The sequence below is a fragment of the Wenxinia saemankumensis genome (assembly GCF_900141735.1).
Classification (GTDB): domain Bacteria; phylum Pseudomonadota; class Alphaproteobacteria; order Rhodobacterales; family Rhodobacteraceae; genus Wenxinia; species Wenxinia saemankumensis.
This window is the reverse complement of the sequence record NZ_FQYO01000002.1, coordinates 344,787-369,131: the sequence shown is the minus strand read 5'-3', so window position 1 is coordinate 369,131 and position 24,345 is coordinate 344,787. Positions and strand designations below refer to the sequence as shown.

The 24,345-nt window shown below is 68.6% G+C and carries 25 protein-coding genes; 12 read left to right on the top strand and 13 right to left on the bottom strand.

Annotation, left to right across the window (positions count from 1 at the left end; genetic code table 11):
• Positions 1-115: 115 nt before the first annotated feature.
• Positions 116-817, top strand: a complete 702-nt coding sequence (locus BUE30_RS05615) for a type 1 glutamine amidotransferase (RefSeq protein WP_073326870.1) — start codon at positions 116-118, stop codon at positions 815-817.
• The gene (locus tag BUE30_RS05610; protein WP_073326869.1) at positions 814-2,163 is read left to right on the top strand and encodes a glutamine synthetase family protein; all 1,350 of its coding nucleotides are present in this window, start codon (positions 814-816) and stop codon (positions 2,161-2,163) included. Before BUE30_RS05615 ends, BUE30_RS05610 begins: the two co-directional genes overlap by 4 nt.
• A gap of 230 nt (positions 2,164-2,393) precedes the next feature.
• Here the strand turns inward: BUE30_RS05610 and BUE30_RS05605 are convergent, their stop codons facing one another.
• The gene (locus BUE30_RS05605; RefSeq protein WP_073326868.1) at positions 2,394-3,929 is read right to left on the bottom strand and encodes a catalase; all 1,536 of its coding nucleotides are present in this window, start codon (positions 3,927-3,929) and stop codon (positions 2,394-2,396) included.
• Positions 3,930-4,094: 165 nt separating this feature from the next.
• Here BUE30_RS05605 and BUE30_RS05600 point away from each other — a divergent pair, with 165 nt between their 5' ends.
• Complete coding sequence (locus tag BUE30_RS05600; RefSeq protein WP_073327705.1) at positions 4,095-5,399, top strand: NAD(P)/FAD-dependent oxidoreductase; 1,305 nt, start codon at positions 4,095-4,097, stop codon at positions 5,397-5,399.
• 13 nt (positions 5,400-5,412) lie between these two features.
• Here the strand turns inward: BUE30_RS05600 and BUE30_RS05595 are convergent, their stop codons facing one another.
• The 4 genes from BUE30_RS05595 to BUE30_RS05580 form a co-directional block, all read right to left on the bottom strand.
• The gene (locus tag BUE30_RS05595) at positions 5,413-5,787 is read right to left on the bottom strand and encodes an SH3 domain-containing protein (protein ID WP_073326867.1); all 375 of its coding nucleotides are present in this window, start codon (positions 5,785-5,787) and stop codon (positions 5,413-5,415) included.
• A 76-nt stretch (positions 5,788-5,863) separates the two neighbouring features.
• Positions 5,864-6,439, bottom strand: coding sequence for a polyhydroxyalkanoate synthesis repressor PhaR (gene phaR, locus BUE30_RS05590; RefSeq protein ID WP_073326866.1), 576 nt, complete (start codon positions 6,437-6,439; stop codon positions 5,864-5,866).
• A gap of 183 nt (positions 6,440-6,622) precedes the next feature.
• Complete coding sequence (locus BUE30_RS05585) at positions 6,623-7,069, bottom strand: phasin family protein (protein WP_073326865.1); 447 nt, start codon at positions 7,067-7,069, stop codon at positions 6,623-6,625.
• Between the two features lie 211 nt (positions 7,070-7,280).
• Positions 7,281-9,044, bottom strand: a complete 1,764-nt coding sequence (locus BUE30_RS05580) for a PHA/PHB synthase family protein (protein WP_139300489.1) — start codon at positions 9,042-9,044, stop codon at positions 7,281-7,283.
• A 165-nt stretch (positions 9,045-9,209) separates the two neighbouring features.
• On the opposite strand from BUE30_RS05580, the gene phaZ reads away from it, so the two are divergent.
• Positions 9,210-10,529: a polyhydroxyalkanoate depolymerase gene (gene phaZ / locus BUE30_RS05575; protein ID WP_073326863.1), complete on the top strand. Its 1,320-nt coding sequence runs from the start codon at positions 9,210-9,212 to the stop codon at positions 10,527-10,529.
• Between the two features lie 65 nt (positions 10,530-10,594).
• On the opposite strand, the gene BUE30_RS05570 is transcribed toward phaZ, so the two are convergent.
• On the bottom strand, positions 10,595-11,317 hold the full coding sequence (locus BUE30_RS05570) for an alpha/beta fold hydrolase (RefSeq protein WP_073326862.1): 723 nt from the start codon (positions 11,315-11,317) through the stop codon (positions 10,595-10,597).
• 85 nt (positions 11,318-11,402) lie between these two features.
• Positions 11,403-12,146 carry an alpha/beta hydrolase gene (locus tag BUE30_RS05565; RefSeq protein WP_073326861.1) on the bottom strand — a complete coding sequence of 248 codons (744 nt, stop codon included), beginning with the start codon at positions 12,144-12,146 and terminating at the stop codon, positions 11,403-11,405.
• Positions 12,147-12,261: 115 nt separating this feature from the next.
• Here BUE30_RS05565 and BUE30_RS05560 point away from each other — a divergent pair, with 115 nt between their 5' ends.
• Together BUE30_RS05560 and thrS are read left to right on the top strand one after the other, a co-directional pair.
• On the top strand, positions 12,262-13,023 hold the full coding sequence (locus BUE30_RS05560) for an ArsR/SmtB family transcription factor (protein WP_073326860.1): 762 nt from the start codon (positions 12,262-12,264) through the stop codon (positions 13,021-13,023).
• 103 nt (positions 13,024-13,126) lie between these two features.
• Positions 13,127-15,121 carry a threonine--tRNA ligase gene (gene thrS, locus BUE30_RS05555; protein WP_073326859.1) on the top strand — a complete coding sequence of 665 codons (1,995 nt, stop codon included), beginning with the start codon at positions 13,127-13,129 and terminating at the stop codon, positions 15,119-15,121.
• A gap of 1 nt (position 15,122) precedes the next feature.
• Here thrS and BUE30_RS05550 read toward each other — a convergent pair whose 3' ends face one another.
• Positions 15,123-15,446: an arsenate reductase family protein gene (locus BUE30_RS05550; RefSeq protein WP_073326858.1), complete on the bottom strand. Its 324-nt coding sequence runs from the start codon at positions 15,444-15,446 to the stop codon at positions 15,123-15,125.
• 115 nt (positions 15,447-15,561) lie between these two features.
• Here BUE30_RS05550 and BUE30_RS05545 point away from each other — a divergent pair, with 115 nt between their 5' ends.
• Both BUE30_RS05545 and BUE30_RS05540 read left to right on the top strand, forming a co-directional pair.
• A complete protein-coding gene (locus BUE30_RS05545) occupies positions 15,562-15,768 on the top strand; it encodes a cold-shock protein (protein WP_073326857.1) in 207 nt (68 codons plus the stop codon).
• A 113-nt stretch (positions 15,769-15,881) separates the two neighbouring features.
• A complete protein-coding gene (locus BUE30_RS05540) occupies positions 15,882-16,160 on the top strand; it encodes a HigA family addiction module antitoxin (RefSeq protein ID WP_073326856.1) in 279 nt (92 codons plus the stop codon).
• 33 nt (positions 16,161-16,193) lie between these two features.
• Here the strand turns inward: BUE30_RS05540 and BUE30_RS05535 are convergent, their stop codons facing one another.
• Positions 16,194-17,648 (bottom strand): AAA family ATPase, encoded by a 1,455-nt coding sequence (locus BUE30_RS05535; RefSeq protein ID WP_170865614.1) that lies wholly within the window; start codon positions 17,646-17,648, stop codon positions 16,194-16,196.
• 35 nt (positions 17,649-17,683) lie between these two features.
• Positions 17,684-18,595 (bottom strand): FAD-dependent thymidylate synthase, encoded by a 912-nt coding sequence (gene thyX, locus BUE30_RS05530; protein ID WP_083601158.1) that lies wholly within the window; start codon positions 18,593-18,595, stop codon positions 17,684-17,686.
• A gap of 198 nt (positions 18,596-18,793) precedes the next feature.
• On the opposite strand from thyX, the gene BUE30_RS17755 reads away from it, so the two are divergent.
• From BUE30_RS17755 to BUE30_RS05510, 4 genes are all read left to right on the top strand, one after another.
• Positions 18,794-19,963, top strand: a complete 1,170-nt coding sequence (locus BUE30_RS17755) for a hypothetical protein (RefSeq protein ID WP_073326854.1) — start codon at positions 18,794-18,796, stop codon at positions 19,961-19,963.
• Positions 19,960-21,333 carry a tetratricopeptide repeat protein gene (locus tag BUE30_RS17750; protein ID WP_073326853.1) on the top strand — a complete coding sequence of 458 codons (1,374 nt, stop codon included), beginning with the start codon at positions 19,960-19,962 and terminating at the stop codon, positions 21,331-21,333. The genes BUE30_RS17755 and BUE30_RS17750 overlap by 4 nt, the downstream gene beginning before the upstream one ends.
• Positions 21,334-21,413: 80 nt before the next feature.
• A complete protein-coding gene (locus BUE30_RS05515; protein ID WP_073326852.1) occupies positions 21,414-21,842 on the top strand; it encodes a VOC family protein in 429 nt (142 codons plus the stop codon).
• A 7-nt stretch (positions 21,843-21,849) separates the two neighbouring features.
• Positions 21,850-22,539, top strand: a complete 690-nt coding sequence (locus BUE30_RS05510; RefSeq protein ID WP_073326851.1) for a DUF1194 domain-containing protein — start codon at positions 21,850-21,852, stop codon at positions 22,537-22,539.
• A gap of 433 nt (positions 22,540-22,972) precedes the next feature.
• On the opposite strand, the gene BUE30_RS05505 is transcribed toward BUE30_RS05510, so the two are convergent.
• The 3 genes from BUE30_RS05505 to BUE30_RS05495 all read right to left on the bottom strand — a co-directional run bounded on the left by BUE30_RS05505 (position 22,973) and on the right by BUE30_RS05495 (position 24,288).
• The gene (locus tag BUE30_RS05505) at positions 22,973-23,482 is read right to left on the bottom strand and encodes a MarR family winged helix-turn-helix transcriptional regulator (protein WP_073326850.1); all 510 of its coding nucleotides are present in this window, start codon (positions 23,480-23,482) and stop codon (positions 22,973-22,975) included.
• A 144-nt stretch (positions 23,483-23,626) separates the two neighbouring features.
• A complete protein-coding gene (locus BUE30_RS05500; RefSeq protein ID WP_244526279.1) occupies positions 23,627-23,899 on the bottom strand; it encodes a succinate dehydrogenase assembly factor 2 in 273 nt (90 codons plus the stop codon).
• Positions 23,900-23,901: 2 nt separating this feature from the next.
• Positions 23,902-24,288, bottom strand: a complete 387-nt coding sequence (locus BUE30_RS05495) for a helix-turn-helix domain-containing protein (protein ID WP_073326849.1) — start codon at positions 24,286-24,288, stop codon at positions 23,902-23,904.
• Positions 24,289-24,345: the final 57 nt, after the last annotated feature.

The following is a 24,345-nucleotide window of genomic DNA, read 5'->3' as shown; positions in this document are numbered from 1 at the left end:
GCCGCAGGCAATCCGCCCCGCCGCACCGCGCCCGCCCCTCCCAGCCGCCGCGCCGCCCCCTTGCCGCGCCCCGCGCCCGGCCCTAGGCTCGGCCCCGCCCAACACGCGAGGCTCCATGCATATCGGCATCCTGCAGACCGGCCACGCCCCCGACGGGATGGCCCCGGAGGGACGTGGATACGATGCCCTGTTCGAACGGCTGCTCGCCGGGCAGGGCTTCACCTTCACGACCTGGAACGTGGTCGACATGCAGTTCCCCCACGGCCCGGACGAGGCCGAGGGCTGGCTCGTCACCGGATCGCGCCACGGCGCCTACGAGGACCACCCCTTCATCCCCCCGCTGGAGGATCTGATCCGGGCGATCCGCGACAGCCGCAAGCCGCTGGTCGGCATCTGCTTCGGCCACCAGATCATCGCCCAGGCCCTCGGCGGCACGGTCGAGAAGTTCGGGGGCGGCTGGTCGGTCGGACGGACCGAATACGATTGGGGCGGCGAGACGACGGTGCTCAACGCCTGGCACCAGGACCAGGTGACGCGGCTGCCCGAAGGGGCCAGCGTCCTCGCCTCCTCCACCTTCTGCGCGCATGCCGCGCTGCTCTACGAGGGCGGCATCTTCACCGTGCAGGCCCATCCCGAATTCGGCCGCGAGGCGACGGAATTCCTCATCGAGCATCGCGGACCCGGCACCGTGCCGGACGCGCTTCTGGAGAAGGCGCGGGAAGGGCTGGACCGGCCGGTCGACAATGCCCGGCTCGCGCAGATGATCGGACGGTTCCTGCGCTCCGGCAAGCTGGGGCTGGCGGAGGACGCGGCATGAGCTGGATCGACCACATTCCCGACGCAGCCCGCGCCTACCTGGAGGTGAAGCGCCTCGACGAGGTCGAATGCGTCCTCGCCGACCTGCCCGGCATCGCCCGGGGCAAGGCGGTGCCGGCCGCGAAATGGGAGAAGCAGACCAGCTTCCACCTGCCGAACTCGATCTTCTTCCAAACGATCACCGGCGACTGGTCGGAGGCGGCCGAGGACGGCTTCACCGAACCCGACATGGTGCTCAAGCCCGATCTCTCGACCGCCGCCGCCGCTCCCTGGGCGGTGGACGGCACGCTCCAGGTGATCCACGACGCCTTCGACCAGAAGGGCCGGCCCATCGGCTGCGCGCCCCGCAACGTGCTGCGCCGCGTGGTCGATCTCTACCGTGCCGAGGGGTGGGAACCGGTCGTCGCGCCCGAGATGGAGTTCTATCTCGTCGGCCGGAACGTCGACCCGGCCAAGCCCGTGGCCCCGATGACCGGCCGCACCGGCCGCCCCGCCGCGGCGCGGCAGGCCTATTCGATGACGGCGGTGGACGAATACGGCCCCGTCATCGACGACATCTACGAATGGAGCGAGATCGCGGGGTTCGAGATCGACGGCATCGCGCAGGAGGGCGGCGCCGGCCAGCTCGAGATCAACATGCGCCACGGCGATCCGATCAAGCTCGCCGACGAGATCTTCTTCTTCAAGCGCCTGATCCGCGAGGCGGCGCTCAAGCACGACTGCTTCGCCACCTTCATGGCCAAGCCGATCGAGGGCGAGCCGGGCAGCGCGATGCATGTCCACCACTCGGTCACGGACAAGACCGGGCGCAACCTCTTCACCGGCCCGGCCGGGGGCGAGACCGACGCCTTCTTCCACTTCATCGGCGGCCTGCAGGAGCATCTGCCCAGCGTCATCGCGGTGATCGCGCCCTACGTGAACTCCTACCGGCGCTACGTCCGCGACCATGCCGCGCCAATCAATCTCGAATGGGGGCGCGACAACCGCACGACGGGGCTGCGCGTCCCCGTCGCCCCGCCCGAGGCGCGGCGGATCGAGAACCGCCTCGCCGGGATGGACTGCAACCCCTACCTCTGCATCGCGGCCTCGCTGGCCTGCGGCTATCTGGGGCTGAAGAACGAGATCTGGCCCGACAAGCGCTTCAGGGGCGACGCCTACGAGGCCGAGGACGAGATCCCGCAGGGCCTCTATGCCGCGCTCGACCTCTTCGACGCGAACGCCGCCATGCACGAGGTGCTCGGCCCCGATTTCGCGCGCGTCTACTCGGTGGTGAAGCGCACGGAATACAACGAGTTCCTGCAGGTCATCTCCCCCTGGGAGCGTGAGCACCTGCTGCTGAACGTCTGACGGCGCGGGTCCCGTTCCGCCCTCTCCCCCACTGGGCCGCCGCCATCCGGCCCGGCGCGGGGCGCAACGATGCCGGGGGGCCCGGCCCGGCTCTTATCTTGCCCGAAATACTCCCCGGGGGGGGCGCGAAGCGCGGGGGGCGGGCAGCCCCCCTCCGCCCTCTCCGTCCCGTATGCCCCAGAGAAAGGGGCGGACCCGACGGACCGCCTCTCCTCCTCGATCCACCCGCCCTACTCGGCGGCGAGCTTGCCGGACACGCTCTGCGCGCTGGCGAGGCCCGGCGCATCCGACGTCCCGCCCAGCATCTCGCGCACCTTCGCCTCGATCTTCTCTCCGATCGCGGCGTCGATCTTCTTCCAGTAGTCGAAGGCCCGCAGCAGCACCTTCTCGCTCACCCCGTCGGCCAGGTGGCCGGCGACGTTGCCGACCAGGCGCTCGCGCTGCGCCGCGTCCATCACCTTGTTGATCAGGGCGTTGGCCTGGCTCCAGTCGTCGTCGTCCTCGCGCAGGCGATAGGCCTGGCGCACCATGTCGCCATCCGCCTCCCACCTGCCCGCTTCGGGGCCGGGACCGGGCTGGGCCGCCGGCCCGCCGTAGGAATTGGGCGCGTAGACCGGGTCGGCCACGGGCGTCACCCGCATCGCGCCGTCCTTGGAATAGGAATGGACGGGGGATTTCGCGGCGTTCACGGGGATCTGCTTGTAGTTCACCCCCAGCCGGTGCCGATGGGCATCGGCATAGGAGAAGCCGCGCGCCAGCAGCATCTTGTCGGGCGAGAGGCCGACCCCGGGCACCATGTTGTTCGGCTCGAAGGCGAGCTGCTCGATCTGGGCGTGGAAGTCGGTCGGGTTCCTGTCCAGGGTCATCCGGCCGACCTCGATCAGCGGATAATCCCCGCGCGGCCAGACTTTCGTCAGGTCGAACGGGTTGATCCGGTAGGTCTTCGCCTCCTCGTAGGGCATGATCTGCCAGTAGAGCGTCCAGGACGGGAAATCACCGGCCCCGATCGCGTCGAACAGGTCGCGCCGGTGGTAGTCCCCGTCCGAGCCGGCCAGCTTGTCGGCCTCGTCCTGGCTGAGATAGGAATTGCCGTCGCCCTGGTCGTTCAGCCAGTGGAACTTGACCCAGAACCTCTCGCCCTCCGCATTCACGAGCGAATAGGTGTGCGAGGAATAGCCCTGCATGTCGCGCCAGCTCTTCGGGATGCCCCGGTCCCCCATCAGGTAGGTGACCTGGTGCGCACTCTCGGGGCTGAGCGTCCAGAAGTCCCACTGCATGTCGTGATCGCGCAGGTCGTTGTCGGCGCGACGCTTCTGGCTGCGGATGAAGTGCTGGAACTTCATCGGATCGCGGATGAAGAAGACGGGCGTGTTGTTGCCGACCATGTCGAAATTGCCCTCGTCGGTGTACATCTTCACCGAGAAGCCGCGCGGGTCGCGCCAGGTGTCGGGGCTGCCGCGCTCGCCCGCCACGGTCGAGAAGCGGGCCGCGATCTCGGCGCTCGCCCCCTTCTGGAAGATGCCGGCCCTGGTGTAGCGCGACACGTCCTGCGTCGTCTCGTAGCGACCGAAGGCGCCGCCGCCCTTGGCGTGGGGCTGCCGCTCGGGGATCCGCTCGCGGTTGAAGTTGGCCATCTGCTCCAGCAGGTAGTGATCGTGCAGCACGATCGGTCCGTCGGACCCGACGGTCAGCGAATGTTCGTCGCTGGGCGCGCGGATGCCGGCATCGGTCGTCGTCGGGGGGACGGTTCTCTTCTCGTCGGTCATGGAGGGGACCTTTTCTGGGAAATCGGGCCGCGGCCGCCCGCGACAGGGAGACAAGTCCCCGGCGCTTGCCCGCGTTCCCCCCGCGCGACGCCGCACCGCGGGCGCACGCAGCGATCACGATGCGGGGGACTGGCATTTGTCGCCGCGCCGCGCCAAATGGGGGCCATGCCGCTCTACCGAAACGACGCCCCCGGCCAGTACCCGCCGTCCTGGTATGTCAGGACGACCGACCTGCCCCATCGCCCCCGGCCGCGGCTGGAGGGCGGGATCCGCGCCGATCTGTGCGTGATCGGTGCGGGCTATACCGGCCTCTGGGCCGCGCTCACCGCGGCCCGCGCGGGACTGAAGGTGGTCGTGGTCGAGGCGCACCGCGCCGGCTTCGGCGCCTCCGGCCGGAATGGCGGGCAGGTCCATTCGGGCTTCAACAAGCCGCAGAGCTGGCTGGAGACGCGCCTCGGCGCGGACACCGCCCGCGCCCTGTGGGAGCTGTCGGAGGACGGCAAGGCCAGCCTGCGGAACTTCTGCGCCAGCCACGCGCCTGAGACGCTGTTCCGCCCCGGCATCGCCCACGGCGAATACGACGCGGCCGAGGTCGAGGCGGCGAAGGCCGAGGCCGACTTCCTGAACGACCGCTACGGCTACGACCGGATCGAGATGCTCGACCGGGACGGGATCCGGTCGCTGGTGAAGACGGAGTCCTACGTCGCGGGCCAGATCGACCGCGGCGCGGGCCACCTGCACCCGATGCGCTACTGCGCCGCCCTCGCCCGCGCGGCCGAGACGGCGGGCGCCGACATCCACGAGTTGACCGAGGCGACCGGCATCGTCCATGGCGACCCCGCCACGGTGACGACCCCGCGGGGCCGGGTCGTGGCCGATCACGTCATCATCGCGGGTAACGGCTATCTTCCGGGGATCGAGCCGAAGGTCGCGGCCCGCGTCATGCCGATCAACTCCTTCATCGGCGCGACCGAGCCGATGGGCGAGCGCTGGCGCGACGTGCTGGCCGAGGACATCGCCGTGGCCGACAGCAAGTTCGTCGTGAACTACTACCGCTTCACCGAGGACCGCCGTTTCCTCTTCGGCGGGCGCGAGAGCTATTCGATCGGCTACCCGAAGGAGATCGCCCCGGCCCTGGTCGCCCGGATGCGCGCTCTCTTTCCGCAGATGGCGGATGTCGAGGTCGAGAGCGTCTGGGGCGGCACGCTGGGGATCACCGTCACCCGCCTGCCCCACCTCGCCCGGGTGGCGCCGAACGTGCTGTCGGGGGCGGGCTTCTCGGGCCACGGCGTCTCGCTGGCGGGCCTGTCGGGCCGGGCCATGGCCGAGGCGGTGATCGGCCAGGCGGGGCGCTTCGACGTGCTCTCGCAGCTGCCGGTGCCGCGTTTCCCGGGCGGCGCACGTCTGCGCGCGCCTCTGCTGACGCTGGCGATGACCTGGTTCGCGCTGCGCGACCGGCTGGGGATCTGATGCGCGCGGCCCCTCAGGGGGGCGCGAGATAGCCGGTATGCACCCAACCCTCCCCCGCGCCCGCGTCGCAATCCGCCGGCGGGCAGGCGATCCGGCCCCACAGGCCCGACAATTCGGCCACGGCGACGGTCCGGCCGGCGGGCAGGCGGCCCAGCGCGGCGCAGTCGAGGGCGGGACAGGCGCGGACATTGAGCCCGTCCGCGGCGACCACCATCGGGATCGGCGCGGGATCGGCGGGCGCGGCGGCGCGCCAACCCGCGCTGCCCGCCGCCCCGCCCAGCCCCATCAGGATCAGCGCCACGGTTCGGCCCCGGCGCAGCGCCCGGCGCAGCCGAAGCAGCACCGCGACGAGCGGCAGCAGGCAGAAGAAGACGAAGAGCCAGATCATCGCGGAACAGGCGGGGCCGCGGCCCCGGTGGCGGGACGGGGTCCGGGACGGGGCTCGGGAGGGGGCGGCGCCGGGCCTATTTGCCCATCTTCGACAGGCGGTCCTGCATCTCGGCGAGCTGCCGCTTCATCGCCTCCAGGTCGTCGTCCCGCCCCGACTTGCCGGCGGGGCGCGGCTCCGCCTCCTCCGCCTCGGGCATCGGGACGGACGTGCCCATCCGGCCGCCGGTCATCGCCTTGAAGAAGGCCTCCTGCTGGGCGCGCATCGCGTCGAAGCCCGGCATCGCGGCCATCGGGTTGGCCCGGCCCATGTTCTCCATCATGCGCGATTGCCCGTCGCGCAGCATGTCGAAGGACATGGCGAGGAATTGCGGCACGATGGTCGAGGCCTGGCTGGTATAGGACCGGACGAGATCGTTCAGCACCTCGAGCGGCAGGACGCTCTCGCCCCGGCTCTCGTGCTCGGCGATGATCTGGAGCAGGTATTGCCGGGTCAGGTCGTCGCCAGATTTCAGGTCGACGATCTGCACATCGCGTCCCGCGCGAATGAAGCTGGCGATGTCCTCGAGCGTGACGTAATCGCTCGTCTCCGTGTTGTAGAGACGACGGCTCGCGTAGCGCTTGATCAGCAGCGGCTTGCCTTGGTCCGACATCGTTACGCCTCCCGATTGTGCACCGGCAGAAAGCGTAGGACGGCCCCCTGCAAAAAGAAAGGCCCGCGCAAAGAAAGGGCGGACCGGCGGCCCGCCCTTCGAGGGGCGATCCCGGAGAGGGAGACGCCCCGGGATCTGTCGGGTCCCGGTTCGCCCGTGCGGGGGCGGGCCGGGACCGCGATCTTACTTGGCCGAGGCCTTCTTGGCGGCCGAGGTCATGTCGCTGGTGGCCTTGCGGGCGACGTCCTGCATGTCGGTGGACATGTCCTTGCCCATCGCCATCATCAGCTCGAGCGTCTCGGTCTGCACCTTCTTGGCGATGTCGGCGAAGGCGGCCATGTGCTCGGCGGCGCTCTCGGCCGAGGCGGTCGCGAAGTCGGTCATCGCCTTGGCATAGTCGGCCGGCTCGGTCCGGGCCTGGGTGATCGCGGACATCTTGGTCAGGGTGTCCTGGGTCCACCGGGCGGACAGGTCGGTCGATTGCTGGGCGGCGTCGATCGCCACGGCCGACATCTTCTCGGCGAAGGCGGTCTGCGACTTGAACATCGATTCCATGGCTTTCTGGTCCACGGGGAAGGCGCCCATCATGTCCTTCATCATCGCGGTGTAGTCCTGGGTCTTGGCGGCCATGACGGCTCTCCTTTCTGGTCGGTGCGGGTGGGTGGGGCCGTTGCGCCGCCACCCTGTCGTTCGTGACGCCAAGTTAGGTGCTGCACTGCAGCATTGCAAGGATTTTTCTGCGCCGCAGCATAAGAGTTTCGGCAGGCGGGCCGATGGCTTGCCCGGCCGACCGCGATCCGGCAGACCGATCAATGACTTGGCGTCACCGGCTGCGCGTGGGTCAGGCCGCGCGCCCCTTCACGTAGCGTCCGGGGGCGGGGGCCAGCGGCGGATGCGCGGGGTCGCCGGGATCGCGCGCGGGCACCATCCTGCCCGACCGGGGGGCGAGCCATTCCTCCCAGCGGGGCCACCAGGATCCCTCCTGCGGCGTGGCGGCCGCGTACCATTCGTCGGGCGGCAGGCTCAGGTCGTCATGGCTGCGCCACCCGTATTTCCGCTTGGCCGGAGGGTTCACGATCCCCGCGATATGGCCCGAACCCGAAAGCAGGAACGTCTTGTCGCGCGAGCCCATCCGCCCGATCCCGCGATACGAGCTGCGCCAGGCGGCGATGTGGTCCGTCTCGCAGGCGATGCCGCAGACCGGGACCGTGACGTCCTTCAGATGCACCGTCTCGCCCGCCACCTCGAACCCCGTCCCGTTCGCGAAGCGGTCCTGCTGGCATAGGCCGCGCAGGTATTCGACGGCCATTGTCGCAGGCAGGTTGGTGCCGTCGCCGTTCCAGTAGAGCAGGTCGAAGGCGGGGGGCGCCTCGCCCATCATGTAGGAGCGGATCGCGGGCTGGTAGATCAGGTCGTTCGAGCGCAGGAACGAGAAGGTCCGCGCCATGTAGAACTTGTCGAGATAGCCGTTCTCGGCGACCTCGGCCTCGATCCCGTCCACGAAGTCGTCGTCGAGGAAGACCCCCACCTCCCCCTGGTCGGAGAAGTCCGTCAGCGTGGTGAAGAAGGTCGCCGACTTCACCGACGCGTCGCCCCGGGCCTTCATCACCGCCAGCGTAAGCGCCAGCGTGGTGCCGGCGATGCAGTAGCCGATGGCGTTCACCTTCTTGACGCCGCAGATCGACTTCACCTGCGCGATCGCCTCCAGGTAGCCCTCCTCGACGTAGTCGGTCATAGAGGTCCGCGCATATTCCGCGTCGGGATCGACCCAGCTCACGACGAAGAGCGTGTAGCCCTGCTCGACCACCCATCGGATGAAGCTGTTCTGCGGCTTGAGGTCGAGAATGTAGAACTTGTTGATCCAGGGCGGGAAGAGGACGATCGGCGTCTGGTGGACCTGCTCGGTCGCGGGGGCATACTGGATCAGCTCGAACAGGCGGTTGCGGAACACGACTTCGCCCGGGGTCGTGGCGATGTTGCGGCCCACCTCGAAGGCCGACTTGTCGGCGAGGTTCACCACCAGCTCGCCATCGTTGGCCTCGAGATCGGCGATCAGGTTCTCAAGCCCGTCGATCAGGCTCTGCCCCTCGGTCTCGACCGCCTTTTCCAGCGCGTCGGGATTGGTGGCCAGGAAGTTCGTCGGCGCCATCATGTCCACGATCTGGCGCGAGAAATAGGTCAGCCGCTTGCGTTCGCCCGCGTCGAGCCCCTCGGTCTCGGCCACCGCCGTCTCGATGGCGCGGGCATTGGCGAGGTATTGCTGCTTGACGTAGTTGAACCAGGGATGGCTGTCCCAGAGCGGGTTGGCAAAGCGCTTGTCGCGCGGCCCGGGCCCCGCCTCCTCCTCCGGAGGGGCGTGGAACCGGCCCTTCATCAGCTCCTGGCTGGCCTCGGCGTAATGCTTCACGCTCTCGCCCCAGAACTCCACCTGCTGCTCGATCAGCTTGGCCGGGTTCCGGGCCATGTCCTGCCACCAGGCCTGCGCCGCCTTGAGGTAGAGCTGCTGCCCCGGCCCCTGAAGCGACGGGCGCACCTGCCGCTTGCCCGCCATCGCGGCGAGCAGGCGCTGCGTCAGCTCCTCCACCCGGGCGAGGTTCTGTTCCATCCTGGCGACGGATCGTTTCGGGTCCACGGGACCAGACGTTTCGTCAGTTGCCACGGGCGGGCCTCCCCCCTAGGTTTCCTTTCGCACCTGCAGCATCGCCCGCCTCCTCGCGGGGGATCGCCGTCTGGCGCGGAACAGAGCGCCCCCATCCGGAAGGCCCCCGCAATGAATTATATGTTCACCTACGACTTCATGGAAAGCGTGCGGAACACGAACCAATGGCTCGGCGCCACCGCGCGGGCCATGGCGTCCTACCCCGCCGCCGCCGCGATGGCCAATCCGGGCATGGAATGGCTCAAGGCCTGGGGCGAGGTGACGGAGCGCAGTTTCGAACGGATGGTGGCCAAGCCGGACTGGAACATTCCCACCGTCACGGTCGAGGACGGCACCGACCACACGGTCCGCATCATGACCGTGGTCGAGCGCGCCTTCGGCAATCTCATCCACTTCAAGGTGCCCAACCGCGCCCCCCGTGCCCGCCGCGTCCTGCTCGTCGCGCCGATGTCGGGGCACTACGCCACGCTGGTGCGCAAGACGGTGATCTCGCTGCTGCCCGATTGCGAGGTCTTCGTCACCGACTGGAAGAACGCCCGCGACATTCCGGTCAGCGCCGGCAAGTTCGACGTCGAGGACTACACGCTCTATCTCGTCGATTTCCTGCGCCATCTCGGCCCCGACACGCATGTCATCGCCGTCTGCCAGCCCGCGCCGCTGGCCCTCGCCGCGACCGCCTACCTGGCGGAGGAGGATCCGGCCGCGCAGCCCCGGTCTCTGACGCTGATCGGCGGCCCGATCGACCCCGAGGCGAACCATACCGAGGTCACCGATTTCGGCCGCTCTGTCACGATGGGCCAGCTCGAGGCGTCGGCCATCCAGCGCGTCGGCTTCAAGTATCGCGGCGTCGGCCGCCCGGTCTACCCGGGGCTGCTGCAGCTTGCCTCGTTCATCAACATGAACCTCGGCACCCATGCCCAGGCCTTCCTGGACCAGATCTTCCGCGTGGCCAAGGGCGAGGCGTCGGACCACGACAAGCACAACGCCTTCTACGACGAATACCTCGCCGTGATGGACATGACGGCCGAGTTCTACCTCTCGACCGTCGAAAGGGTGTTCAAGGGCCGCGAGATCGCGCGCAACGCCTTCACGGTCGAGGGCAAGCCGGTCGATATCGGCCGGATCGACAACGTCGCGGTGATGGTGGTCGAGGGCGAGAACGACGACATCTCGGCCCCCGGGCAATGCCTCGCCGCGCTCGACCTGCTGACGGGCCTGCCGCAGGCCAAGAAGTCCCAGCATCTCGAGGGCGGCGCGGGCCATTACGGCATCTTCGCCGGCCGGTCGTGGCGGAACAACATCCGCCCGCTGGTGCTGAAGTTCATCGACCGGCATTCGCCCGATGGCGGCAAGCGCAAGCCCCGGCTCGTCCGCTCCGCCTCGGGCGAGGCCGAGGGCGACGGTCCCGCCGGCGCCGCGATGCCGGTCTGAGGGGGCGACCCGAACGGCCCCGGTCCCGGTCTGCGCGCCCGGGCGCCGGGCGCCGCTCCCCTGCCCTAGCGCAGGACCAGCGGCTGCCCCATCCATTCGGCCAGCGCCTCGGTCACGGCCTCCGGCGCCTCCAGCGACGGAAGGTGGCCGGCCCCCTCGATGACGCGCAGGGTGCCGGTCGGGATCATCTCGGCCATGAAGCTGTGCCGCTTGACCGGCGTCAGCGGGTCCGCCTCGCCGCAGATCACCAGCGCCCGCTGGTGGATCCGCCGGATCGTCGCCTGCTGGTCCTTGCGCCGCATCGCGGCCCGGGTCCGGCGCAGGTAGCCCGCCGGGCCGACCGCGCGGGCCATCTCGAGATAGGCCGCGCGGGCCTCGTCGCTGTTGGGCCCCTCGCCCAGCGCGCCCTCCGGCAGTTCCTTGGCGATCACGTCCTCGAACCGGCCCGCCTTGGCCGCGACGATCCGCGTCTCCGCCTCCGCCGCCTCGGCCGGGGTCGGCGCCAGCGGATGGGTGGAGATCAGCGCGATCCGCGTCACCCGCTCGGGCGCGCGGCGGATCAGTTCCAGCGCGACGGCCCCGCCGAAGCCCGCCCCGACCAGCGCCGTCCGGGCCGGGATCATCGACAGCAGGCTCGAGGCGATCTCCTCCACCCGCTCTCCCAGCCCGTAGCCCGCGACCGCGATCGTGCCCCGGGTCGAGAGCGCGTCGATCTGCGGCCGGAACAGGCGGGCATCGGTCAGCAGGCCGGGCAGCAGGACGAGGGGTTCGTTGAACGGGGCGGACATGGGCGTTCCCTCGGGGCGGCGATGCCCCATGGGGTGGCCCGCCGGCGCGCCGGGGTCAAGCGCGGCGGCGATCTCCGGCCGACGATCAGGCCGCGAGCCGGCCCAGCACCTCCTCGAGAGAGGCGACGATCAGCGCCAGGCAGTCCGGGTCGGAGAAGCGGTGATCCGCGCCCTTCACGAGCGTGAGGCGCAGATCGTCCCCCTCCGCATGGGCCAGCAGCCGATGCGCCCAGGCCTCCGGCACGTCCACATCCGCCGTCCCCTGCAGGAAGCGCACCGGCATCGGCAGGGACAGGGGCGTGCGCAGCACCAGCACCGCGCGCCCCTCCTCGATGAGCCGCCGCGTGATCGGGTAGGGCTCGCCGTATTCGGACGGGACGTGGACCACGCCCGTCTCCGCCAGCTGCGCCCGCGCGGCCTCGTCGAAGCCCGCCCAGTAGCCGTCCTCGGTAAAGTCAGGCGCCGCGGCGATGGTGACGAGGCCCGCCACATCCCCCCTGTCCCGCGCCAGCAGGAGCGAGATCCAGCCCCCCATCGACGAGCCGACAAGGATCTTCGGCCCCGGCACCGTATCCAGCACCGCCGCCGCGTCGTCGCGCCAGTCGCCGATGGATCCGTCCTCGAAGGCGCCCCCGCTCGCCCCGTGGCCCGAATAGTCGAACCGGACGAAGGCCCGGCCGTTCTCCCGCGCCCAGCCTTCGAGATGCAGCGCCTTCGTCCCCTCCATGTCGGATCGGAAGCCGCCGAGGAAGATCACCGCCGGCCCCTGCCCCTCCACCCGGTTCAGGGCAAGCGTCCGGCCCTGCGGCGTGGTCAGCATCTCGGTCATGGTCCCCTCCGCGTCGACAATCGCCCCTCCATACCGGGGGCGGCCCCGGGGTCCAAGCGCGGCCCAACAGGTTACCCTATTGTCACGTGACCACAGAATCACGTAAGAGCGAAAGATGGACGCGATCTTCAAGGCCCTCAACGACCCTGCCCGCCGGGCGCTTCTGGACATGCTCCGGGCGCGGGACGGGCAGACGCTGACCGAACTGGAGGAGCAGCTCGATATGAGCCGGTTCGGCGTGATGAAGCATCTCAAGGTACTGGAGGAAGCCCATCTCGTGACCACCCGCCGGGCCGGGCGCTTCAAGCATCACTACCTCAACGCCCTGCCCCTTCAGGAGGTGATCGACCGCTGGATCGAACCCCTCCTCAAGCCGCGCGTCCGTGCCCTCTCCCATCTGAAGACCAGTCTTGAAAGGACCACACCGATGACCCGACCCGACTTCGTCATGTCCACCTACATCCGCTGCTCGCAGGACGCCCTGTGGGAAGCGCTCGTCGATGCCGAGGCCTATTCCCGCTGGGATTTCCTCGGCCAGACCGCGCAGCGCGACGGCGACACCGTCACCTACCGCACCCCCGACGGGACCGAGACCCTGCAGGCCCGCGATCTGGAGGTGGTGCCCAAGACCCGCCTCGTCACCAGCTTCGAGCCGAAATGGGACGACGTGACCACCCCCAGCCGCGTCGTCTACCTGATCGAGCCCGAGGGCGATTTCTGCAAGCTCACGGTCGAGCACTGGGACCTGAACAACGACCCCGAGGGCGGCACCGCCGACGGCTGGACCCGCTCGCTCGCGGGGCTCAAGACCTACCTGGAATCCGGCCAGGCCGCCAATTTCGGCGGCAGCTACCTATGGGAGCAACAGGGGGCGTGACCGCGCCGGCTTGACGCCCCTCCCCCTCCCCGCCATCTAGGCGCCCACGACATAACCCGCAGCCGGGCGTTCCGTGGGCGCCGAACCGACGAGGAGACAGGCCATGAGCCTCGACGACTCCCAGATTTCCCTGACATTCCCCGATGGCAGCGCGCGCAGCTACCCCGCCGGCACCACCGCCGCCGAGGTGGCCGAGAGCATCGCGCCCTCCCTCGCCAAGCGCGCGATCAGCGCCCAGGTGAACGGCCGCCATTTCGACCTCGCCTGGCCCATCGAGGCCGATGCCGAGGTGACGATCAACACGATGAAGGACGACGCCCCCGCGCTCGAACTCATCCGACACGACCTCGCCCATATCATGGCCCGCGCCGTGCAGGAGATCTGGCCCGACGTGAAGGTCACGATCGGCCCCGTCATCGAGCATGGCTGGTACTACGATTTCGACCGGGCCGAGCCCTTCACGCCAGAGGATCTGGGCGCCATCGAGGCGAAGATGAAGGAGATCATCGCCGCCCGCGAGCCGGTCCGCACCGAGGTCTGGTCCCGCGCCGACGCCATCGCGCATTACGAGAAGACCGGGGAAAACTACAAGGTCGAGCTGGTCGAGGCGATCCCCGACGACGGCCAGCCGATCCGCATGTACTGGCACGGGGACTGGCAGGATCTCTGCCGCGGCCCGCACCTGCAGAACACGGGCCAGGTCCCCGCCGACGCCTTCAAGCTGATGAACGTGGCCGGCGCCTACTGGCGCGGGGATTCCAGGCGCCAGATGCTCCAGCGCATCTACGGCGTCGCCTTCCGCAACCGCGACGACCTCAAGGCGCATCTGCACATGCTGGAGGAGGCGGCCAAGCGCGACCACCGCCGGCTCGGCCGCGAGATGGACCTCTTCCACATGCAGGAGGAGGCGCCGGGACAGGTCTTCTGGCACCCGAACGGCTGGACCATCTACACCACGCTGCAGGACTACATGCGCCGCAAGCAGCGCGCCGGGGGCTACCGCGAGATCAACACGCCCCAGGTGGTGGACCGCAAGCTGTGGGAGGCGTCGGGCCACTGGGACAAGTACCAGCACCACATGTTCATCGTGGAGGTGGACGAGAGCCGCGACGGCGAGGACGACGATGCCGCCGTCCGCGACAAGGCCGCGACGCGGGTCAATGCGCTCAAGCCGATGAACTGCCCCTGCCACGTGCAGGTCTACAACCAGGGCCTGAAATCCTACCGCGACCTGCCGCTGCGGCTCGCCGAGTTCGGCTCCTGCACCCGCTACGAACCCTCGGGCGCGCTGCACGGGATCATGCGGGTGCGCGGCTTCACCCAGGACGACGCGCACATCTTCTGCACCGAGGACCAGATCGAGGCGGAATGCGCCCGCTTCATCGAGTTCCTCGCCGACATCTACGCCGAACTCGGCTTCCCCACCTTCGAGATCAAGTTCGCCACCCGCCCCGAGAAGCGCGTCGGCACCGAGGAGAGCTGGGACTACGTCGAGAACGCGCTGGAACAGGCGATCCGCAAGACGGGCCGCACCTACACGCTCGAACCCGGCGACGGCGCCTTCTACGGGCCGAAGCTCGACTTCTACCTGACCGACGCGATCGGCCGGGTCTGGCAATGCGGCACCTTCCAGGTCGACCCCAACCTGCCCGAGCGGCTGGACGCGGAATATGTCGGCCCCGACGGGGCCAAGCACCGGCCCTTCATGCTGCACCGCGCCACGCTCGGCAGCTTCGAGCGGTTCATCGGCATCCTGATCGAGGAACATGCCGGCAAGCTGCCCTTCTGGCTCGCGCCGAGGCAGGTCGTCGTCGCCTCCATCGTGTCCGAGGCGGACGAGTACGTGCACGAGGTGGTCGCCGCGCTCCGCAAGGCGGGCGTCCGGGCCGAGGCCGACACCCGCAACGAGAAGATCAACTACAAGGTCCGCGAGCATTCGCTCGGCAAGGTGCCGGTGATCCTCGCCTGCGGCGCGCGCGAGGTGGAGGGGCGGACCGTCTCGCTCCGCCGTCTGGGCGAGAAGCAGACCTCGACGGTCGCGCTGGACGCCCTCGTCCCCGATCTCGCGGCCGAGGCGACGGCCCCCGACCTGCGCTGACTCAGAGGAGCGCGGCCCTCGTCGCCGCGCTCCACCCCTGCAGCCAGGCCCCGTCCCGCTCGATCACCGGGCGCTTCAGCAGAGTGGGACTCCCGGCGATCAGCTCGGCCGCCGGGCGGGCCCGTTGCCCTTCGTCCAGGCCGCGCCAGGTGGCCGAGGCGCGGTTGACGGCCCTGTCCCCGAACGCGTCCAGCATCGCCGCCAGATCCCCCGGCCCGATCCCGTCCTTGCGGATGTCGATCACCTCGGGCGCGTGTCCGGCCGCGCGCAGCTCCTTCAGCGCCTTGCGGCAGGTGTCGCAGGTGGACAGGACGAAGATCCGCATGAAACCCTCCGGGCGGTTCCGCGTTAGGGCTGGCAAGGGATCGCGCTAGATCAGACGGCCGAAGGGGGCAACCCCGACCCGCGACGCCCCGGCCGCCAGCGACAGGGAGACGCCCATGGCCACGGGCACCGTGAAATGGTTCAACTCGACGAAGGGCTACGGATTCATCGCCCCCGATAGCGGCGGCAAGGACATCTTCGTTCACATCTCCGCCGTGGAGCAGGCCGGGCTGACGGGCCTGAACGAGGACCAGAAGATCGAATACGAACTGATCGAAAGCCGCGACGGCCGCCAGATGGCGGGGGATCTGAAGCCTCTCTGAGCCGGCGGGATGGCCGGGACGGATCGACGGGCGGCTTCGGGGTGGGGGCCGCCCTTGTTGTTTCCGCAAGGAATTCCGACGAGGGTTCCGCTCGAACCATTCCGGGATGTCCGATGACCGACGAACATTTCCACAGTCTTGCCCCGGTCCACCCGGGCGAAGTTCTGGCCGAGGAATTCCTGGAACCCATGAACCTCAGCGCCACCGCCCTCGCCCGCCGCCTCGACGTGCCCCCCAACCGCGTGACCGAGATCGTCCGCGGCCGGCGCGGGATCACCGGGGACACGGCCCTGCGGCTCGCCGCGGCGCTGGGGACGACGCCGGAATTCTGGATGAACCTGCAGAAGACATGGGAGCTGGAGGTGGCGCGGGATGAGTGGGGCGGTGCGTGACGAGCACACACCCTACGGCTCGCTCAATACGACTTATTTAACCAATGTTGCGCCGAGAACGCCTAACAATTCGCCGGAGTTATTCTCAGAGTATTGAAGAACGAACGATTCCGAGATGATGCGCCTGATCTCCCCGCGCGTCCGATTAAATCTTTCGGCAAGTTCGAGTTCCAGACATTCGCAGAATTTTTTTGCAGCGTCCCGCTTAGGCTTTCCCGTAAGCTCGCTGTAATCTGAAGGCAGACTTGCCTCCCAATAAAGTTGTGGATCATTGAGCCTTCGCCGCATTTCAGAAAGAAATATTTTTCCGCCTAGGAGAGAGCATACTCCAACCTCCGGTGTAAATGGCAGATATTTGATATTGCCCTCATGTTTCTTGTATCGATCCAAATTGGCAAAATCATCTTTTTCCCTCCACTTGACCAGCGTTTCATCCCTGACGTCACCGTCCAAGACAGCATATACAGGGTACTTTTCAGAAGAAAAAGTCGGATGTCGATCGAGAAAGCGCACGACAGCGTCATAGCCACCCACCGGAACCACTTTCGCTCTAAAAAAGTTGATCGCATCTTTGCCAAATTTATTTTTCGCAACAAGCGGCATCATTGCTGTCAAGATCGACTCCGCGTATTCATCTTCGCAGTAGTAAAGCGCGTCAGGTATCTGTTCCTCAAACCCAGCCAAGCTGCCGAGCACCTCGGACCGATAAGGCTTCAAAATTGGCTCTATTACCCCATCTAGCTTCCGGAGATATACAATCTGATCTCTCGATGCGTGCTTGATAAGGCTTGCAGAGTGGGTGGAGAAGATGACAGTATGGGAGCGAGATTTTGCCTCTTTCGTTAAAAACTTATATAAGGCGATTTGCGCTTGGGGATGGAGCGCCATCTCTAATTCATCGATTAAAATTAGCGATCTTGCCTTGCACGCCTCCAAAGTCCGGAGCATCTTAAGAACGCATAGCTCACCTAAGCTAAAGTTTCTCTCGGAGTAATATTCCGACTTTGCGCCCATTTTGAGAACAAAAGCTGGGTTGACGCCCCGTGTTACGTTGACCTGTCGCAAATTTGAAAATTTCTCGGTGCCGAAGATATAATTTGCTCCGTCGACGATATATTTTTTGACCACCTTGGCCCGGTTTGCGGAGAAGTCCTCTGGTTTTGGGGTGATTCGGTCGGCATTCGCACCAATATATAGAACAGCAGCGAACGGAAAGTCTTGCAGCACACTTTTGTTAGTTTTTGGCCGAGGCTCCCATCGAACCCCGGTGTATTCGTATCGAACACTTCGATCACCAAAGATGTATTCGACAGAGGCAGAAGAATGTGTATCTAGACCTTCGTCACGCTTGGACGATGGGTAGTGCAAGGGAAATGCATTCTGATAGCCAATTCTTCGAAGAGCCGCCAGCAAACTTGTTTTTCCCGAACCATTCGCTCCGGTGAGTAGCCAGACGCCTGGCCCCGGCAAGTCGTAACTTAGCTTCACGATGGATTTGAGCGACCTAATTACAACCCGTCCATTCATCCCCAAACCCCCACAAACTCCCGCCATTCACCCTTCGACATCCCCGAACTCTCCTCCGAAACCTCTTCGCCCGCAAGCCGCCGCTTCAGGACCTCCACCCCCTTCGCGCTCAACTGCGCCCCGCCCAGGCGGTAATCCTCGAAGGCGGAATAGGCGGCGGGGACCCAGTCCCTGACGATCTCGCACAGGATCTCGGCATAGACCCGGATCTCGTATTGCGCGTGGGCATCCGCCCGCAGGCGGAGGAAGTGGAACAGGTTGTGCAGGTCCACCTTCCAGTACCATTGCGTGTAGATGTTCGCCGGCAGGTTCATCCGCGCGAGTTCCCGCGCCAGCCCCTGTTGCCCGTCCTGGCTGATCATCGCCTCGTAATGATCGTAGGCGCGGTCCGAATCCTCGCGCAGCCAGTCCAGCACGCGCTGCGCCTCCGCCCCCGTCAGGGTCTCTCCCCGGCCCTGGTTGTTCACCACCGATTGCGCGGCCAGATCTTCCCCGCGGGGAATATAGAACTCCCGGTCGAGGATCGAATACCGCGCGGAATACTCGTTCACGTTGGCGGTGCGATGCCGGATCCATTGCCGCGCGACGAAGACCGGAAGCTTCACGTGCAGCTTCACCTCGCACATCTCGAACGGCGTCGAATGCCAGTGCCGCATCAGGTAGCGGATCAGCCCGGTATCGTTAGACACCGACTTCGTCCCCTTGCCGTAGCTGACCCGCGCCGCCTGGCAGATGGCGGAATCGTCGCCCATGTAGTCGACCACCCGGACGAAGCCGTGATCGAGCACCGGATGCGCGGTGTAGAGCCGCGCCTCCATCCCCGGCGAGACGGCGCGGCGGGTCGGCACCTGCGCTGCGCGGGCCTCGGCGATCTCGTCCTCGATCCTCGGGCTCTGGTCGGTCGGCATGCATCGTCTCCTGAGATTCGCGAGTCGCGCTCACACTACATCTGGGGGGGCGAGTGCCGCAAACGTCCATCGCTCGTCGTGGCGCGCCGGCGACAGGCCCGGGGCGCGGCGGGCGCGCGGCGGCATTCGGAATTGACTCGGCCGCCCCGCGCGGGATTCCTCGCCCCGACCGGGACCGTCGCGCCCGGGTGGAGGCCGATGATGCACCGTACCGCCCCCCTCGCCCCGCTGCTGCTGCTGCTCGCCTGCGGCGACGGCCAGCCGCTGGAGGCCTACAACCTCGTCGACGAGAGCGAGGTCGAGCCGGGCGACGTGGATCCGCGCGATCCCAACACGACGGTCTCCAACCGCTTCCTCTTCGACCTCGACCGCAACCTGACGATGAACGCGGTCGACTACGACGCGGCGAACGACGAGCTCGTCATCAACAACCTGCCCTTCGACGGCCCCGCCGGACGCTACGACCGGATCGGCGGCCTGCCCACGGACGGCACGACGGACATCGCCGGCCTCTATGCCAGCCGCGAGACGCCGACGACCGGACAGGTCCAGTCCTATGCCGTCTTTCTCCGCTCGGACGAGCTCGAGGCGACGGCGGCGAACGGGGCGGAATGGATCGGCTTCGGCTATGGCGGCGCGAACCTCAACCGCGAGCGGTTCGGCCTGCCGGACGGGGGCGAGTACGTCTATGTCGGCGTCTACAGCGGGATGCGCAGCTTCGACGATCGCGGCGGGCTCGAGCTGGTCACCGGCGAGACGCGGCTGCTGCTCGACATCCTCGACCTCGACCCGTCGGGGACGATCCAGGGCTCGATCCTGGCCAATATCGAGGGGCGCAGCACGAGCCCGGTCTCCGGCACGGGGCCCGCCTACGCCCTGCCCGACGTGGTGATGAGCCGGATCGACTTCACGACCGAGACCGGCGCCTTCGAGGGCGGCGCGGTCAGCACGTTCAACGCCGAGGGCGACGAGATCGGCTCCGGCGAATACGAGGGGCTGATCGCCGGCACGAACGGCGACGAGATCGGCGCCTTCCTCTCGATGGAGGGCGTCGCGCGCGAACAGCGGATCTCGTACGAGGTGGTCGAGTACACCTATACCGAAACCGTGACGACCGATGTCGCGGGCCTGCCCCTGATCCAGACCATCACGCGGACCGGCAGCGCCAGCGCGCTCGACCAGGTGGGGACCGAGGCGCTGCAGGCCCGCGCCGACCGGCGCGAGACGATCGGCCAGCTGACGGTCGACACGAGCGGCTTCCCCGAGGGGTACGAGATCACCTCCTCGGGCTTCGAGACGGCGACCTTCAGCACCGACTACGACGCCCGCGAGCTCGGCGTCACGATCACCGGCCAGGTCCGCCCGTGATCCGCGCCGCTCTGGCGGCCGCCCTCCTCCTCCTGACCGCCGCCCCCGCCGCCACGCAGGAGCCGCTCCGCCTCGGCCGGGACGAGGGCCGGGCTCTGGCGGCGCAGCTGCTGGCCGAGGGGCGCCCGGACGCGGCGGCGGCGATCGCGCGGGCCCTGCTGGAGGCCGACCCGCAGGATCCGGGCGCGCTGGCCATCCTGGCCCGCGCGGCCTTCGAGGCGGGCGAGATGGCGGCCGCGCGGCAGGCCGCCGCGGCGATCTGGGACAGCGGCGCCCCGGTCGAGACGCGCCTCGGCGCGGCCCGGCTCGCCGCCCGGGCCGCGGCGGGGGAGGAGAGGTTCTTCGTCTCCGAGCTCTGGTACCGGCGTGCCCTGACCCTCGCCGGGCCGGACCGGGTCCCGGCGATCGAGGACGAGGCCCGCGCCATGCGCCGCCTGTCGCCCTGGTCCGTCTCGCTTTCCTTCTCGATCCGCCCCTCGGCCAATGTGAACGGCGGGGCCGAGACCGGGGATTACGTCGTGAACGGCGAGACGCTGGGCGCGCTGACCGTGGCGGCCCAGGCGCTGGACGGCTGGATCGCCGAGACCGACCTCGCGCTCGGCTACCGCCTGGCGCAGGACGCGACGAGCCGGACGAGCCTGCGCTTCGACCTGTCGGACCGGCATGTCCGCCTCTCGGGCAGGTCGCGGAACGCGCTGGAAGAGGCGGGCGAGGAGACGATCGACGTCTCGACCCGCTCGGTCGAGATCGGTCTCGACCATGTGCGGCTGATCGGGCCTTCGCGGGTCGATCTCGGCCTGTCGCTCGGCCGCGTCGCCGCGGGGGGCGAGGCGATCTACGACGTGGCGGGGTTCGAGGCCCGCCTCTCCCGCCCCCTGGGCGAGGCGGACCGGCTGTCCTTCTCGCTGTCGCAGGACTGGCGCGAGCGCACCGATGGCGGGACCGAGCGCCTTGCCGAAGGCGGGCTCGCCTGGACCCATGCCTGGCCGGGCGGCGGCGTGACCCGGGCGGGAGTCGAGCTGTCGCGGCTCTCGACCGAGCGGGCCAACACCGCCTTCCGCCGGGCGAGCCTCGATGTCACGCACCGGCTGGCTCAGCCCCTCGGCCCGGCCGAGCTGACGCTGGGCGGGGCGGTTTCGGTGACCGAGTTCGACGACTACTTCGTCTTCGACTTCCCGACCTTCAGCTTTGTCGATGCCGGCCGCCGCGACCGCCGCGCGCTCCTGACTGTCGAGGCCGCGCTGACGGGGTGGTCCTGGGCGGGCTTCACCCCCGTCGCGACGCTGGAGGCGGAGCGCACGTTCAGCAACAATTCCCGCTTCGACAGCCGGAATCTCGGCTTCGGCGTCGAGATCCGCTCGACCTTCTGACGAGGCGCGATCGGCGCTGGCCCGGGTCGACGGGCGGGCTAGGTCGGCCGGCGGAACAGCCAGAACGAGGGAGGGCGAGAATGGCCCCGAAATACCTGCACACCATGGTCCGCGTGAAGGATCTCGAGAAGACGATGGACTTCTTCCGCCTGCTGGGGCTGGAGGAGACGCGCCGCCACGACAGCGAGGGCGGGCGCTTCACGCTCGTCTTCATGGCGCCTCCGGGGCAGGAGGAATGCCCGGTGGAGCTGACCTACAACTGGGACGGCGACGAGGGGCTGCCCTCGGACAGCCGCCATTTCGGCCACCTCGCCTACGCGGTGGACGACATCTACGCCACCTGCCAGCACCTGATGGACAACGGCGTGACCATCAACCGGCCGCCCCGCGACGGGCACATGGCCTTCGTCCGCTCGCCCGACAACGTCTCGATCGAGCTGCTTCAGGCCGGCGAGCGCAAGGAGCCGGCCGAGCCCTGGGCCTCGATGGAGAATACCGGCCATTGGTGAGGCGCGGGTGATCCGGGCCGCCGCCGGGGCGCTGCCGGCCGCGCTGCTCTGCGCGGGGGCCGGCACGCCGGCGGCGGCCTGCCGGCTGGCGCTGGTCCTGGCGCTCGACGTGTCCTCCTCGGTGGACGAGGACGAGGACCGGCTGCAGCGGCAGGGCCTCGCCGCCGCGCTCCTCGCGCCGGAGGTGAGCGCGGCCGTCTTCTCCTCCCCCGACCCGGTGGCGGTGACTGTCTTCGAATGGTCGGGGCGCTGGGACCAGGTGGATATCGGCGGCGGCTGGATCCTGGTCGAGGGTCCCGCCGACCTGACCGCGCTGGCAGGACGGATCGCGGAATCGGAGCGGTCCCGCGAGGACATGCCGACCGCGATGGGCTACGCGCTCGGCCACGCGGTGGCCCGGCTGGCCGAGGGGCCGGACTGCCTCTTCCGCACGATCGACCTGTCGACCGACGGCCCGAACAACGAGGGCTTCGGCCCGCGCCTGGCCTATGACGCCTTCGCCTTTGCCGGGATCACCGTGAACGCGATGGTGATCGGGGCGGACGAGCCGGACCTCGTCCCCTGGGTCACCCGCAACGTGCCGCACGGGCCCGGCGCCTTCGTCGAGGTGGCCTCGGACTACGCCGGTTACGAGCGTGCGATGCGGCGCAAGCTGGTGCGGGAGCTGTCGGCAACCGTGATCGGCGCCCTCCCCTGAAGCGGGGAGCCCTGCCCCGTCCACTCCTTCCAATCCCGCCGGAAACGACCCGGCGCCGCCTGACATGACTGGCACTGGCGGGGCCGGGATGCCGCTCCGTCATCCTGTTCGCGGTCCGGCCCTGTGGATCGTCCGCCAACCACTCACGCGCCACCGGCAGGCAGGCCCGGGGGCCGGGACGCTGCCCCGGCATCCTGTCCGCGTTCCGGCCCGGGAACGGCCCCGCCCCCCCCTGCCGTGACCGGTCGATCTGACCGGGACCGCCGTCACGTCCGCGGGTCGCCCCCTGCTCCGACCCGGGAGGCATGGCGCCCGTCCGCCGAGCCCGCCCGGTGAGTCCGTCCGCCGAGCCCGCCCGGTGAGCCCCGGTAAGCCTGCCGGGGCAGGCTGTCCCGCCGCGATCCTCGGCCCCCCGTCAGGCCGGCCCCGATCCTCAGTAGATGTAGCGGATCTGGTCGGTCCAGAACCGCTCCAAGCGGCGGAGCGAGCCGGCGACGAGGTCGATCCGGTCGAGGTCCAGCGCGCCGGACTGCCCCAGCCCTTCCGCATGGGCGGCGAAGAGTTCTGCGACGGCGGCGCGGATTCCGCGCCCCTTCTCGGTCAGGCGCACCCGGACGGAGCGGCGGTCGATGTCGCAGCGCTGGTGGTGCATGTAGCCCATCTCGACCAGCTTCTTGAGGTTGTAGCTGACATTCGAGCCCTGGTAGTAGCCCCGGCTCTTGAGCTCGCCCGCCGTCACCTCGTTCTCGCCGATGTTGTACAGCAGCAGCGCCTGCACGGCGTTCAGCTCCAGCACGCCGAGCCGCTCGAAATCGTCCTTGATCACGTCGAGCAGCAACCGGTGCAGCCGCTCGATCAACGTCACCGTCTCGAGGTAGGAGGCGAGGAAGCCGTGCCGATGGGCGGCCGACTGCCCTGTCCCGATATCCGTGTGCAAGCTCATCGCTTCGCCGCTCCTTCCCCGGTCGAGGGGGACACTGGGGGCAAAAAGCGAACGATCCGTTACTTTCGAGGCGAATTCGGCGGGCAATCGCGGGGAAAGATCGCTCGAATTGTGCGGAACCCGGCGGCGCCGACCGGCGGCGCGTCAGGCGGGGCGCACCACGCCGACGGCCCCCGCCCCGATCCGCGCGATCAGCGCGGCATACCGGTCGGGGACCGGCGCGGCACCGGCGATCCATGCGTAGAGGTCGTGATCATTCTCGGCCAGCAGCGCCTCGTAGAGGTCGAGTTCGGCCTCCGGCAGGCCCGGCAGGTCGGTGACGGCGAACCGGCCGAGGATCAGGTCCATCTCCTTGATCCCGCGGCGGATCGAGCGCATGTGCAGCCGCCGCAGCCGGGTCTCGCGGTCCTCCGCCACGCTCAGCCCTCGCGCAGGCGGCGGCGCAGCGCCTTCTCCACCTGGCCGAGCCGGGTCGAGGCGCGGGCGATCTGGCTGTGCAGGGTCCGCATCTCGTCCAGCAGCTTGACCACGTCGGCGGGCAGTTCGGCCTCGTGCGGGGCGTCTGGCCCCTCGCCCTTGCCGGTCAGCAGCCAGGACAGCGACACGCCGAGTATGCCGGCCAGCATCTGCACGCGGTTGGCCCGCGGCTCGGCCCGGTCCTCCTCCCACTTGCGCAGGGTGTCGAGCCGCACGCCGATGCGGCGGGCCAGCTCCTCCTGGTCGATGCCCAGCGCCTCGCGCCCGCCCGAGATCCGGTCGCCCAGGGTGGCGGTCTCGTCGCTGTACCAGTCCGTCGTCTCGGTCATCGGCGCTCCTCCCGCCCCGGCGCTTGTGGGGGCCTCTGGGCCGCCGTATGACACGGC

What these genes read in the sequence shown, in the direction of transcription:
- BUE30_RS05615 (WP_073326870.1), top strand. Translation starts at nt 116, where the DNA reads ATGCATATCGGCATCCTGCAGACCGGCCACGCCCCCGACGGGATGGCC.
- BUE30_RS05610 (WP_073326869.1), top strand. Translation starts at nt 814, where the DNA reads ATGAGCTGGATCGACCACATTCCCGACGCAGCCCGCGCCTACCTGGAG.
- BUE30_RS05605 (WP_073326868.1), bottom strand. Translation starts at nt 3,929, where the DNA reads ATGACCGACGAGAAGAGAACCGTCCCCCCGACGACGACCGATGCCGGC.
- BUE30_RS05600 (WP_073327705.1), top strand. Translation starts at nt 4,095, where the DNA reads ATGCCGCTCTACCGAAACGACGCCCCCGGCCAGTACCCGCCGTCCTGG.
- BUE30_RS05595 (WP_073326867.1), bottom strand. Translation starts at nt 5,787, where the DNA reads ATGATCTGGCTCTTCGTCTTCTTCTGCCTGCTGCCGCTCGTCGCGGTG.
- phaR (WP_073326866.1), bottom strand. Translation starts at nt 6,439, where the DNA reads ATGTCGGACCAAGGCAAGCCGCTGCTGATCAAGCGCTACGCGAGCCGT.
- BUE30_RS05585 (WP_073326865.1), bottom strand. Translation starts at nt 7,069, where the DNA reads ATGGCCGCCAAGACCCAGGACTACACCGCGATGATGAAGGACATGATG.
- BUE30_RS05580 (WP_139300489.1), bottom strand. Translation starts at nt 9,044, where the DNA reads ATGGAACAGAACCTCGCCCGGGTGGAGGAGCTGACGCAGCGCCTGCTC.
- phaZ (WP_073326863.1), top strand. Translation starts at nt 9,210, where the DNA reads ATGAATTATATGTTCACCTACGACTTCATGGAAAGCGTGCGGAACACG.
- BUE30_RS05570 (WP_073326862.1), bottom strand. Translation starts at nt 11,317, where the DNA reads ATGTCCGCCCCGTTCAACGAACCCCTCGTCCTGCTGCCCGGCCTGCTG.
- BUE30_RS05565 (WP_073326861.1), bottom strand. Translation starts at nt 12,146, where the DNA reads ATGACCGAGATGCTGACCACGCCGCAGGGCCGGACGCTTGCCCTGAAC.
- BUE30_RS05560 (WP_073326860.1), top strand. Translation starts at nt 12,262, where the DNA reads ATGGACGCGATCTTCAAGGCCCTCAACGACCCTGCCCGCCGGGCGCTT.
- thrS (WP_073326859.1), top strand. Translation starts at nt 13,127, where the DNA reads ATGAGCCTCGACGACTCCCAGATTTCCCTGACATTCCCCGATGGCAGC.
- BUE30_RS05550 (WP_073326858.1), bottom strand. Translation starts at nt 15,446, where the DNA reads ATGCGGATCTTCGTCCTGTCCACCTGCGACACCTGCCGCAAGGCGCTG.
- BUE30_RS05545 (WP_073326857.1), top strand. Translation starts at nt 15,562, where the DNA reads ATGGCCACGGGCACCGTGAAATGGTTCAACTCGACGAAGGGCTACGGA.
- BUE30_RS05540 (WP_073326856.1), top strand. Translation starts at nt 15,882, where the DNA reads ATGACCGACGAACATTTCCACAGTCTTGCCCCGGTCCACCCGGGCGAA.
- thyX (WP_083601158.1), bottom strand. Translation starts at nt 18,595, where the DNA reads ATGCCGACCGACCAGAGCCCGAGGATCGAGGACGAGATCGCCGAGGCC.
- BUE30_RS17755 (WP_073326854.1), top strand. Translation starts at nt 18,794, where the DNA reads ATGATGCACCGTACCGCCCCCCTCGCCCCGCTGCTGCTGCTGCTCGCC.
- BUE30_RS05515 (WP_073326852.1), top strand. Translation starts at nt 21,414, where the DNA reads ATGGCCCCGAAATACCTGCACACCATGGTCCGCGTGAAGGATCTCGAG.
- BUE30_RS05505 (WP_073326850.1), bottom strand. Translation starts at nt 23,482, where the DNA reads ATGAGCTTGCACACGGATATCGGGACAGGGCAGTCGGCCGCCCATCGG.
- BUE30_RS05495 (WP_073326849.1), bottom strand. Translation starts at nt 24,288, where the DNA reads ATGACCGAGACGACGGACTGGTACAGCGACGAGACCGCCACCCTGGGC.